Genomic DNA, 12559 nt, shown 5'->3' with positions numbered 1-12559 from the left:
GAATGCCGAAAGCGAACGCGGAGGATCTATGGCTACTTACGTACGCGTACATGGCTTGAGAAATTTCACGGCCTTAAGATCAATCACAAGCGGGTTTACAGGCTCATGAAAGAACTGGGTATACGCTCGGTGATTCGACGTAAGAAACCGTATTTCGGCACGAAAGAGGCCTATGTTATCTCCGACAATGTCCTTAACCGAGAGTTCCAGGCGACACGTCCGCTTGAGAAGTGGGTTACGGATATTGCCTATCTTCCCTTCGGTCAATCGTTCTTGTATCTCTCGACGATTTACGATCTCTATAATAACGAAGTAATTGCCTACAAGATCAGCACACGCAACGACATTCGCCTTGTGCTTGATACCGTGAAAAAGGCTATGCGCAAGCGAAAGACACGCGGGATTCTCCTGCATAGCGACCGTGGTTTCCAGTATACATCCAAGCCGTATAACCAGCTGCTCAAACGTCATGGCATTCAAGCCAGCATGTCGCGCAAAGGCAATTGTCACGATAATGCCTGTATGGAGCTTTTTCGGTCATCTCAAAAGTGAATCTCTTCGGCTCCACCGTTTCACCAGCCAGAAGCAGCTCGTGGACGAAGTTCACCGCTACATTCACTTCTATAACCACCAACGATTCCAGAAGAAATTAAGCAACCTTAGTCCGGTGGAATACCGAACTAAGGTTGCTTAAGGGGCTTCTTTTATTACTGTCTACTTGACAGGGGTAACTTCATACGAGGAGATACTTCTTTTTATATTAGCTTTCATAAAGCTGCCCATTACAGATTGTCAACAAAATGCAAGTACGCTTGCGCGCTCTTTTCCAATTCGCTTGCAGGCGGCCCATCATCCGTACCGGGCTCATTTCCGCCGGGCTCATTTTCCGTACCATAGAACGCAAAGGACGAACGATAATCCGCATTGCAGTACAGGAAGGTCGTTTCGAAAGGAGATAGTAATTGTTCAAGCGTATACCGGTATCTCCCGTTTTCGCTATAATCTCCTTTTTGGATTCCCGCAGATACGCCTAAAGCAACTTTCCGATTCTTAAATTTATCCCCTCCGTTTGAACCATAAGCCCACCCATAAGCCAAAACATCGTCAAGCCATTTTTTGAGGAGCGGCGGACAATTAAACCAATAGATAGGGAATTGCAAAACGAGGTTGCCATGCGATTCCACCCGTTTTTGTTCTTTTTCTACGTCTATGTTTCCATCGGGGTAAGCCTTATGCAATTCGTGCACCGTATATTTTTCCGGATATTTTTTGAGTTCTTCTACCCATCGCTTGTTGATGACGGATGTCTCCATGCTGGGGTGCGTGACGATCACAAGGGTTTTCAAAGTTTTATCCTCCTTCAGTCTCCTTTATTTTTCGAGTATAAAGCGCGTACTGCAAATAGATAAGTATGCACTTTTAGTACAGGTACTTTCATAAAGGTGAGTGTTAGGTCGCAAACTTTCGACGGGAAAGGTCCTTGCAAGGGGGCGGTTCCTCATACAGCATGGATAAGTTTCATGTTACTCGTAAAGGTAAAAATATTTTCAAATCGGTCATTATCCTGGCTTATTCCCTCCGCCGATCTTCGGTACGATTTAAACAGGGAACAATATCTTGGGATGGGGTGCAAGCGATGGACAACACGATAACAAAGACGGCCGAGAGCAAGCGAACGGCCCGCGTTCGATCGGCTACGAAGAGAAGGGAGACGCTGTCCGGCTATCTTTTCATCGGACCGATGTTTCTCGGCCTCTTAATACTCACGATCATCCCGACGATCATTACGTTTATTCTCAGCTTTTCGGACTGGAGCTTCATCGCGGGCGTCGATAAACTCAAATTTACGGGATTCAGAAATTTTTCGCGGCTTTTTGACGATCATGTATTTCTCGTATCCTTGAAGAACAACCTCTATTTGCTTCTCGTCGTTCCCGTACAGCTGATCATCTCCCTTGCCCTAGCGGTCATCATCGATAAGCTGGTTTATCTGAAAAATTTCTTTAAGATCATCTTCTTCCTGCCGTATATCTCGAGCATCGTCGCCGTATCCATCTGCTTCCAGCTGCTCTTCCAACCTTCCTACGGCCCGATCAATCAATTCCTTCGCTCGCTTGGCGTGAGCAATCCGCCGACGTGGCTGGCGGATATTCACTACGCCTTGCCGTCCGTCATGGTCATTATGGTCTGGGTCGGGATCGGGTTCTGCCTGATCGTCTATATGGCGGCGCTGCAGTCGATTCCGAAAGATCTGTACGAATCGGCGGACATCGACGGAGCGGGCGCTTGGACCCGATTCGCCAGAATCACTTTTCCGATGGTGTCGCCCACGACGTTCTTTCTGCTCGTGACAGGCTTTATCAGCTCCTTCAAAGCCTTCGACATCATCAAAGTATTGACCGAAGGCCGGCCGGCCTACTCGACGTCCGTCGTGACCTATTATCTGTATACGACGGCATTCGAAAATCTCAAAACCGGCTATGCCTCCTCCATGGCGTTGATCCTATTCGGGTTCGTCTTGCTGATCACGCTCTTCCAAATGTACGGACAAAAGAAATGGGTTAACTACTGATCGGGGTGACTTATGGACAAGCGGAAAAAAGGAATCAGAACGGTTACCACGATCTTGATGCTGCTCGCGGGCGTTGCGTTTGTCTTGCCGTTCCTATGGATGATCTCGGCCTCCTTCAAACCGGAGATCGACGTGTTTAAATATCCGATCGAATGGATTCCGAAGCACTGGAACGTCTACGAGAACTACAGCGAAGTATGGTTCGGCGAGCATCCTTTCGGGATCTACTATTGGAATACGGTCAAGGTAAGCGTCATTACGACGCTCGTCTCCGTATGGATCTCCAGCATGGCGGCTTACGGGTTTTCGCACGTGGATTTTAAAGGCAAGAACGCGATGTTCCTCTTGGTGCTGATGACGTTTATGGTGCCTAGCTATTCCATTATCGTGCCGCAATTCATGATTTTCCGTTGGCTGCGGCTGTTCGACAGCCATCTGGGACTTATCTTGATCGGATCGTTCAGCGCGTTGGGTACGTTTATGCTCCGGCAGTTTTTCCTGGGCATCCACAAGGATTATCTCGAAGCGGCTAAGCTGGACGGCGCCGGACACGCCCGCATCTTCCTTCAGATCACGATCCCGCTGGTGAAGCCTGCCTTGGCCACCTACGCGATTCTGCGGTTCATCTGGACCTGGAACGATTACGCGAACCCGCTCATCTTCCTTCGCAGCGACCGCCTCGCGACGATCCAGATCGGGATCCAGAAGTTCGCGTCGGAGAGCGGGGTATACTATTCGCTCATCATGGCCGGGACCGTGTCGGCCATCCTGCCGCTCCTCCTCATCTTCATCGTCGGACAAAAACAGGTGATCGAAGGGATCGCGATGGGCGGCGTAAAAGGGTAAAAATAATTCCGAATTAGTCAAAATAGAAACTCTGACGATCGGGACGAAAATGGTAAGTTTAGATTGCTTAGAAAAAGATGCACATAAACCCGGGAGGTTGAAACATGAAAAAGAAATGGTTGTCGGTCGCTTCGGCCGCGCTGCTAACGACAAGTCTGTTGGCCGGCTGCGGAAGCAAATCGGGGAACGACACGTCGTCGCCCAACCCGAGCGACGGCGCAAAACCGAGCGCCAGCGCTTCGTCCGCCAAGGAGCCCGTCACGATCAAGTTCCTGGGCTGGGAGAAATCGTCCGTTTATCAGCCGGCGATCGACGCCTTCCAGCAAGCGAATCCCGACATCAAGGTCGAGTACGTTCCGCTCGTCGAGAACGACTCGAACGAGACGATCAAGAAGATCGACCTGATGTACGCTTCGGAAGACGCCTTTGACGTCTTCACGCTGAACTCTCCCCCTGCCTTTGCGCAGCGCGCCGCGAGCGGCATGCTCGAGCCGATGGACGATTACCTGTCGAAGGAAGGCGTCAAGTACGAGGACGAGTACAAAGCCGAGCAGCAGAAGCTGGACGGCAAGCGCTACTCCTTGCCCGGGAAGTTCGGTCCATGGCTGATCCTTCTGAACAAGGCGCAGTTGGACGCGGCGAATCTCGAGGTGCCGAAGAGCTGGACTTGGGACGAGTTCCGGGATTACGCCAAGAAGCTGACCAAGGGCGAAGGCCCGAACAAGACGTACGGCGCGCATTTTCACGAATGGAAGGATTACTTCCTGCTGAAGCTCTACAGCGCATCTCAAGATCAGGGCATCATGAAGGACGACGGACTGACGCTGAACGCCGACAATCCGCTCATGAAGCAATCGCTGGAGCTGCGTTACGAGATGGAGAAGACCGACAAGTCGGCAACGCCTTACCAAGACGTCATTACGCAGAAGATCCCATACCGCAATCAATTCTTCCAACAGAAAGCCGCGATGCTCCCGACCGGCCCTTGGATGGTAGCCGAAGCGGGCGGTACGGACAAGATCCCGGCGACGTTCGTGTCCGCGTTCGCGCCTTGGCCGACCAACGCCGCAGGTGACGAGATCTACTCGTTCGGAGGCGCCGACCCGCTCGTCATCTCCTCCCATTCCAAGCACAAGGAAGAATCCTACCGCTTCCTGCGTTATCTGTCGACCGAAGGCATGGCGCTGACCCATCAGTTCTCGGCCTGGAAGAAAGCCGACATCACCAAGGAAGTCGATCAGATCGTGGCCGCCACGAAGACGCCGGACATGATCGACAAAGCTTCGTTGATCAACGTCCTGAACGTGACGAAGCTGCCGACGCCGCCGATCACCGTGTCTTACGCGGGCGACCTGGAGAAGGCTTATATCGCCGAGGCGGATCAATACATGCTGGGCAAGACCGATATCGATACGACGATCGCGAACATCAAGACGAATTTACAGAAAATTATTGATGCAAACAAGTAAGACGAAATTTATAATGAGGGGGAGGATGCCCGCGCGGCATCCCCTTTTCCGTCTATAAGCGCGAATTGTCCCGAACCCCGTCGCCCGGGACATCGACGAATCTAATCTAATACACGGACGGGAGGCAGAGCTGTGCGATTGCCGTTGATAAGCTGGAGGCAGAAGCTGATCCTGATGTCGCTGCTCTGTCTCGTCGTGCCGTCGGTCATCACCCTCATCCTGCTCGGGCTGTACGCCAAGAACGAACTGAAGACCAAAGCGGTCGAGAAAGCGGAGCAGGCGCTGGAAGTCGCCGAGTTGTATACGTCCAACATCATGCAGGATATGGTGAACGCTTTCAATTCGATCCAATACGACAGCGAGACGATCACGGACATGCGCGTCGCCTGGAACAAGTACAAGCAGGACGGGACCGGCAAGGTCGATTTTTTCTCGTTTCGGAATCTCTCGGAGAAGCTGGACCGCATCACCTTTTTCGGCGGACAGACGTACGTGACGATCCTGCTGCCGAACGGCCTGATCTTTACCAACTACTCTACCTACGACAACAGCTTGAACTTCATGTACGAGGAGAAATGGCTGAAGGATATGGCGGCCGAACCGAGCAATACGACGCGATGGCTCGGCACGCAGCCGAACTACGTCCGATCCGACGCGGACAAATATCCGAACGTCGTCACGATCATCCGCAAGTTCCAGTTGTACAACAATGGCGTAAGCGCCTACATCATCCTGAGCAAGCCGGAGATTCAGTTCCGGCAGATCTTCGCACGGTATGAAGGCGACCCGGCGCTGATGCTGCTGGACAAAAACGGCACGATCGTCTCCCATACGGATCCGTCGCAGATCGGCAAGGCCGCTCCGGTTCCGGCTCCGCCGCAGGGACAATACGACCGTTCCGAATGGAACGGAACGGAATATTTAACGGTCGGCCATGCGCTGCCGTTCGCCGGATGGAGCTTGCTCAGTCTGACGCCGTATGAAGGCGTTACCAGCAAGATCGGCAGCATGTTCAACCGAACGTTCGTGCTGCAGATCGCGTTTTTCCTGCTGTTCGCCCTGTTGCTGCTTTATTTTCTCAATCAATGGACCAAACCGGTCATGCGTCTCGCGAGGACGGCATCCAAGGTCGAGAAAGGATTCCTGGACGAGCGCTCCGGCGTCAGAGGCCGGCATGAAGTCGGATTCCTGGGGCTGGCCTTCGACCGCATGCTCGATCGCATCGAGGACATGATCGTTCAGGTCGAGGAAGAGCAGACCCGCAAGCGGATGGCCGAGCTCGAGCTGCTGCAGGCGCAGATCAACCCCCATTTTCTGTTCAACACGCTCAATTCCATTCGTCTGCAGGTCATTCTGAAGGGCGAGGAGGAGATCGGCGGCGTAATCGGTTCGCTGTCCACGCTGCTGCGCATGACGATTAACCGCAACAACGAGTTTATCCCGCTGCACGAAGAGGTCGCCACCGTCGAGCATTACATGCAGCTGATGAACTTCAGGCATCACGAGAACGCGGCGTTAACCGTCAATCTGGCTTCGGACGCGCTGCTGGTATCCATTCCGAGGTTCACGCTGCAGCCGCTCGTAGAGAACGCCTACATCCATGGCCTGCGCCAAAAGCGGGGAGAAATCGGCATTACCGCTTGGAAGCAGCAGCAAATGCTCTATATCCAAATCCACGACAACGGCGTCGGCATGGCCGAAGACGCCATGGAACGCTTCCGTAGCGGCGCTCCGATGTCCGGCATCGGCTTGAAGAACGTCAAGGAGCGGCTGCAGATTATCTATGGGAGCCTGTTCGAGATGGAGATGGCGAGCTCGCCCGGAGCGGGCTTGAAGATCGTCCTGAAAATTCCGCTGAGGGGCAGGGAGGAAGGCCGCGATGTACAAAGCCATACTGGTGGATGACGATGTGGCGGTGCTGGAATTTCTGAAGCGGCTCGTGCCGTGGGAGCGTCTCGGCTTCGAGCTCGCGGGGGAATATACGGACGCGCTGGATGCCGTCGAAGCGTGCCAAGGGGTGTATCCCGACCTGATCGTGACCGATATCGGGATGCCGGAACTGGACGGGCTGAGCTTCATTCGGCGGGTGCAGTCCGAGGGGGCCAAGAGCCGATTCGTCATCCTGTCCTGCCACGACGAATTCCAATATGCCCAGCAGGCCGTGCAGCTCGGCGTTCAGGACTATATCCTCAAGGAGACGCTGACGCCGGAAGGCATCGCGGAGATCATCCGCAGAGTCAAAGACAAGATCGAAGAGGATATGCGGCTTCGGATCGAAGTCGACCGCCTTCACGTTCAAGCGAACAAGAGCAAGTCCGCCGCGAAGGAGATGTGGTTGCGAGAGGTGCTGGCCGCGCCTTTCGCCGACGATCCGACCTTGATGGAGCCGCTCCGCGAGTACGGGCTCAATACGAAGCTCGGCCACTATATTCCGCTGCTGTTCCGCTCGCACCGGTACCAGGAGGCGATCGTCCGCTACCGGCAGGAAGAGGCCGTCAAGTTCATCGCGGAGAACGCGGCCGAAGAGCTGCTGCGGGAGGAGCCGGACATGCTGTTCGTAGGGCATGCGGGCAGTACTTTTTTCCTTCTGTACGCGTATCGGAAGGACTTGGCGCGCAACCCTTACGAGTATGCGGCCGCCGTGGCGAGGAGACTGCAGCGGGCGTTCGCCGGCGTGCTGAAGCTGCCGTACTCGGCCGTGATCGGAGAGGAGGTCTGCGGCGGAGCGGGCCTCAAGCGGCAGCTTGCGGAGCTGCTGGAGGCGGGAGAACGGTTGTTCTACGCCGACGGGCCGACGGTGACCAAGAAGGCGGAGCTGCAGCAGGAGCTGAATCGGGAAGACCCGTTCGTCTATCATTTCGACTACGCGGAACGGTTCAACCGGCTGCTGCTCGAAGCGAACGACGACGTCTACCCGGCGGTGGACGCGTTCGTCGGCTTCGTCGCGGAGCGGCGGTTCCAGCCCTCCCGCGTCAAGCAGCTCGTCTGGAAGCTGGCGCTCGATCTCCTGCTGAAGCTGCGGCCGGGCATCGCGTACGACAAGGAGAAGGTGCAGCAGGAGATCGGCCGCGTGATGCACATCGGCGAGCTGCGGGGTTGGCTGGCCAAGTTCTTGACGGACGCCGTCTCCCAGGTCGGCCGAATCGCCAACAAGAGCAAGAAGACCGAGATCGTGGACGCCCAGAACTATATCCGGCTGCATCTGAGCCGGAAAATCACGCTCGAGGAGGCGGCGGAATATCTGCACCTGAATCCGAGTTATTTCAGCCGGCTGTTCAAGAAAGAGACCGGAGAAAACTTTATCGAGTTCGTGAACCGCATGAAAATGGAGAAAGCGATGGCCCTCATCAGCGACTCCGGCAAATCCGTGGAGGAGGCTGCGTTCTCGCTCGGCTTCGACAACAAAAGCTACTTTATCAAGCTGTTCAAGCAGCATTTCGGAATCGCCCCCGGGCGAATCGGTTGAGGCGTATCGGCTGGAACCGATGTGCGGCGAGTCGATCCTCGTGACCGGGGCGACCTTTGCCAAGCTGGACTGGAACCCGACGACACTCGGGGCTTTTGCCGTCTCGTTCGCCGGGACGGTGGCGATGTGGTGGATCTACTTCGAGATGACGTCCAAGATCGGACACCACTACATCGCGCATGCCGCCGATCCCGGCAGAGTGGCTCGCTCCGCCTATACCTACACCCATCTCCTGCTGGTCGCAGGCATCATATTGTCCGCCGTATCGGATGAATTGCTGCTGGCACACCCGTCCGGCCACATCGACGCCAAGACGGCCGCGGTGATGCTCGGAGGCCCGGGACTCTACCTGCTCGGCAATCTGCTGTTTATGCGGATCGTAGCCAAGGTCGTCCCCCTGCCGTCCCTGGCCGGGGTGATGGCTTTGGCCGCGCTCATCCCCTTCGCCGGGGAGCTCACGCCGATGCTGCTATCCGCAGCCGCGTCCCTCGTGCTGGTGATCGTCTCGGTGTGGGGAGGGGCGTTCTCCGAGCGGCTGTGCCGTCTCGTCCCGTCCGCCGCGCATCGTCATGAGTCGTAGCTTCGACTTGCGGCAAACTTTAATCCCCCCGCCACCGATAAATTCATGAGCTTCCCCAAGCCAAAAGCCTAACCGCAGACCGTACGGTTAGGCTTTCCCTTTTAAGTCGTGTTTTAACTGAAGCAGTTCCCGCCCCATGTGAACAGCCCAATTACGTCCAGCAACGTCTACTGGTCGAATGGCCCTCCATCAAGCAATCATCCATTTTTAATATCATGATATATTAACCGTGCTAAACGTCCTGGGCCGTATCGGGTTAATCCTTCCGCAGGGACGGAAGGGGAAATGATATACGCGACATAAGTCCGGAATCGGTACGCAATTTCCGCCTAGTTGATCGCTGTGTATCAACAATAGAACAGGATAATACCATTGTATCTCAATGTCGTAAATATACCAGTTCAAGGCGAAAAGGATATATTGACTTTATAACTTTTATCGTGATATACTCACCTCGAAATCGGGTTGAATCAACGGATGAGGGGCGAGACCATGTACGAAACCGTCTACCGCAAGATTGAATCCATTGCCTCTTCGCTTCAGCAAGCGGATGCTCATTTGGCCGACGTTTTCCGGAATTGCTATCCCAACACGCTGCAGACCACCGTCGAACTGCTGGATGACGGCACTTCATTCGTCATTACGGGAGATATTCCGGCAATGTGGCTGCGAGATTCATCGGCGCAAATTCGCCCCTACATGGAGATGGCGGGAGAGGACGCCGAGCTTGGCCGGCTCATACGCGGCGTGATACACCGTCAAGCGAGGCTGCTCGCCATGGACCCTTATGCAAACGCATTCAACAAGACGCCGAACGGTCAGGGGCATGGGGGCGATCTTCCGCCAAAGGGACCGTGGGTATGGGAGCGCAAATTCGAACTGGATTCGCTGTGCTACCCGGTTCAGCTGTGCGCGCATTACTGGCGAACGACCGGCGACCGCTCGGTATTCAACGAGGATGTTCACCTCATGTTCAAGCAGATTGTCGCCACCATGATCATCGAACAGCGCCACGATCGGGACTCCGGCTATACCTTCCAACGATTTCGATGCCCGCCGTCGGATACGCTGCCTTTCGACGGCAAGGGAACGCGCACCAACTACACCGGCATGGTCTGGTCGGGCTTCAGGCCCAGCGACGACGCCTGTACGTACGGCTATCTGATCCCCGCGAATATGTTCGCGGTCGTCATTCTCCGCGATCTGTCAAAGCTGGCCCAAGAAATGTACAACGATTCCGCTTTATCTGAAAGCGCTTGCAAATTGGAAGCGGAGATCGCTTTCGGCATCGAGACTTACGGCAAGGTCCGGCATCCCGCGTTCGGAACGATGTACGCCTACGAGACGGACGGATACGGGAACTTCAATCTGATGGACGACGCGAACGTCCCGAGCCTGCTGTCCATCCCCTATCTCGGGTATCGCACGGCGGAAGATCCGGTATACCGCAACACGCGGGCGTTCGTGCTGAGTCCCGGCAATCCCTATTATTTCGCCGGCGCTCACGCCCGCGGGATCGGCAGTCCCCATACGCCGCCCGGCCACATCTGGCCGATCAGCTTGATCATGCAGGGCCTCACCTCGACGGATCCCGGGGAGCAGGAGGAACTGATCCGCACGCTCGCGGCGACGACGGCGGGCACCGGATTCATGCACGAGAGCTTTCACCCGGACGACCCCGGGACATTCACGCGGGCATGGTTCGCATGGGCGAACAGCCTCTTCGGGGAGTTCCTCGCCCGCTGGGCGAGCGGCCAGACCGCGGGAACGCAGGCCGATCTGCATCAGGCGTGACGGATGAACGTAAGGAGGAGATCCGAATCATGATAAGCGCTTCTTCGCGGAAAAAGGATTATTGGGGCTGGGTCAAAGGGTATCTTCATATCTCTCCTTCCATCATCGGCTTCGGGGTATTCGTCGCCTATCCGCTCATCATGTCCGTCTACTACGCCCTGACCGATTGGAACGGCTACAGCAAGCCCAAGTACGTCGGCTTCGACAACTTCAACTATCTATTCACGATCGACCCCGCCTTCTGGAAAGCCATCCGCATCACCTTCTACTACGTGCTCATCAACGTGCCTGCTTCCCTGATCTTCGGCCTGCTGCTGGCCATGCTGCTGAACCGCAAGCTGCCGGCGATCAAGTTTTTCCGGACGGCCTTCTACTTGCCGACCGTGCTGCCGATGATCGCGACCCTCACGCTATGGAAATTCATCTATCATCCCCAGTACGGCCTCGCCAATCGCATCCTGAATCTGTTCGGAGCGGGGCCGTTGGATTGGCTAAGCAACGAGAGGCTGGCGCTGGTCTCCGTCATTATCGCGGGTTTGTGGCAGATCGGCGGCGGGATGATCATCTTCCTGAGCGGGCTGCAATCCGTTCCCCAAGACCTGTACGAGGCGGCGGAGATGGACGGCGCCCGGGGCTGGCTCGTCTTCCGCAACGTCACGCTTCCGCTGATTACGCCGATTCTGTTCCTGCAGCTCATTCTGGGCATTATCGGATCGTTCCAATCGTTCGCCCAGGTGCAGGTCATGACCGGCGGCGGCCCCAACTACGCGACCTTGCTGCTGAACTTCAAGATCTACTCCGACGTCTTCGGGCAGAAGATGTTCGGCTACGGCATCGCGGAGGTATGGATTCTGTTCCTGATCATTATGGTCTTCACGCTGATTACCTACAAGTATTCCAATCAGTTCGTGCATTACGAGAACGATAATCGATAGGGAGGCAGCCTCCATTGAAGACGATCTATTCCGCTCCGGCCGCCCGGTTCGCCGAAGGCAGAAGGCGCAAAGTCAAGACCGCGGATGTCATTCGAATGGCGGTCCTCCTGATCGGTACGGTCGCCATGCTGTATCCGCTGCTGTGGGTCATTACGATCGCGTTGAAAGGCAACAACGACATCTTCACGACGACGCCGCAGTGGTTCCCCAAGGAGTTTCACTTCGACAACTTCATCAAGGGCACGGATCAGATTCACTTCTGGCGGACGTTCCGCAACTCGCTGTTCATCTCGATTGTCAGTACGATCGGTCAGGTGCTCAGCTCGGTCGTGGTAGGCTACGGTCTCTCGCGTCTTCGCTTCCCCGGCCGGCGGCTATGGTTCAGCTGCTTCATCGGCAGCTTGATGCTGCCGGGCTTCGTCGGGATGGTTCCCGTCTTCCATCTGTTCTCCACGATCGGCTGGTACAATACGTGGCTGCCGCTCATCGTTCCCTCGTACCTGGGCAACCCGACCTTTACTTTCCTGTTCATTCAATTCCTGAGCACCATTCCCAAATCGTTCGACGAGGCCGCCAAGATGGACGGGGCGGGCGACCGGCAGATTCTATGGCGCATTCTGGTGCCGATGTCGCTGCCCGTCGTTATTACGATCGTCATTTTCGCCTTCAACGGCTCTTGGAACCAATATCTCGAACCGCTGATCTACCTGGTCGATCAGAATAAATGGACGTTGTCCGTCGCGCTCGCTTCGTTCGCCTCCAACTGGACGACGCAGTGGAACTATTTCATGGCCGCGGATCTGATCTATATGCTGCCGATGCTCCTCATCTTCTTCCTTGGCCAAAAGTACTTTATGCAAGGTCTCGGGTCGGTCAATTCCGCCGGCTTGAAATAAA

General features: G+C 55.4%; 12 protein-coding genes. 11 read left to right on the top strand and 1 reads right to left on the bottom strand.

Annotated elements, in window-relative coordinates:
* Both H7C19_RS17200 and H7C19_RS35720 read left to right on the top strand, forming a co-directional pair.
* The coding region (locus H7C19_RS17200; RefSeq protein ID WP_185143889.1) for an IS3 family transposase at positions 1-552 on the top strand (552 nt) is incomplete at its 5' end.
* Complete coding sequence (locus H7C19_RS35720) at positions 470-694, top strand: IS3 family transposase (RefSeq protein WP_376775376.1); 225 nt, start codon at positions 470-472, stop codon at positions 692-694. The genes H7C19_RS17200 and H7C19_RS35720, both read left to right, overlap by 83 nt.
* A gap of 88 nt (positions 695-782) precedes the next feature.
* Here the strand turns inward: H7C19_RS35720 and H7C19_RS17190 are convergent, their stop codons facing one another.
* The gene (locus H7C19_RS17190; protein ID WP_185143887.1) at positions 783-1346 is read right to left on the bottom strand and encodes an NAD(P)H-dependent oxidoreductase; all 564 of its coding nucleotides are present in this window, start codon (positions 1344-1346) and stop codon (positions 783-785) included.
* A 290-nt stretch (positions 1347-1636) separates the two neighbouring features.
* On the opposite strand from H7C19_RS17190, the gene H7C19_RS17185 reads away from it, so the two are divergent.
* From H7C19_RS17185 to H7C19_RS17145, 9 genes are all read left to right on the top strand, one after another.
* Complete coding sequence (locus H7C19_RS17185) at positions 1637-2572, top strand: carbohydrate ABC transporter permease (RefSeq protein ID WP_185143886.1); 936 nt, start codon at positions 1637-1639, stop codon at positions 2570-2572.
* A gap of 12 nt (positions 2573-2584) precedes the next feature.
* Positions 2585-3418: a carbohydrate ABC transporter permease gene (locus H7C19_RS17180; RefSeq protein WP_185143885.1), complete on the top strand. Its 834-nt coding sequence runs from the start codon at positions 2585-2587 to the stop codon at positions 3416-3418.
* A gap of 104 nt (positions 3419-3522) precedes the next feature.
* The gene (locus tag H7C19_RS17175; RefSeq protein WP_185143884.1) at positions 3523-4887 is read left to right on the top strand and encodes an ABC transporter substrate-binding protein; all 1365 of its coding nucleotides are present in this window, start codon (positions 3523-3525) and stop codon (positions 4885-4887) included.
* Between the two features lie 132 nt (positions 4888-5019).
* Entirely contained in the window at positions 5020-6792 is a 1773-nt protein-coding gene (locus tag H7C19_RS17170) for a sensor histidine kinase (RefSeq protein WP_185143883.1), read from the top strand.
* Entirely contained in the window at positions 6767-8353 is a 1587-nt protein-coding gene (locus tag H7C19_RS17165) for a response regulator transcription factor (protein WP_185143882.1), read from the top strand. The genes H7C19_RS17170 and H7C19_RS17165 overlap by 26 nt, the downstream gene beginning before the upstream one ends.
* A gap of 19 nt (positions 8354-8372) precedes the next feature.
* Positions 8373-8933, top strand: a complete 561-nt coding sequence (locus H7C19_RS17160) for a low temperature requirement protein A (RefSeq protein ID WP_185143881.1) — start codon at positions 8373-8375, stop codon at positions 8931-8933.
* A gap of 492 nt (positions 8934-9425) precedes the next feature.
* Positions 9426-10727: a glycoside hydrolase family 125 protein gene (locus H7C19_RS17155; RefSeq protein WP_185143880.1), complete on the top strand. Its 1302-nt coding sequence runs from the start codon at positions 9426-9428 to the stop codon at positions 10725-10727.
* A 29-nt stretch (positions 10728-10756) separates the two neighbouring features.
* Entirely contained in the window at positions 10757-11662 is a 906-nt protein-coding gene (locus H7C19_RS17150; protein ID WP_185143879.1) for a carbohydrate ABC transporter permease, read from the top strand.
* 14 nt (positions 11663-11676) lie between these two features.
* The gene (locus tag H7C19_RS17145) at positions 11677-12558 is read left to right on the top strand and encodes a carbohydrate ABC transporter permease (protein ID WP_246469570.1); all 882 of its coding nucleotides are present in this window, start codon (positions 11677-11679) and stop codon (positions 12556-12558) included.
* Position 12559 lies beyond the last annotated feature (1 nt).

This window comes from Cohnella nanjingensis (assembly GCF_014212125.1).
Lineage (GTDB): Bacteria > Bacillota > Bacilli > Paenibacillales > Paenibacillaceae > Cohnella > Cohnella nanjingensis.
Note: the sequence above shows the minus strand (reverse complement) of the source record. Positions and strands in the feature narration are given on the sequence as shown.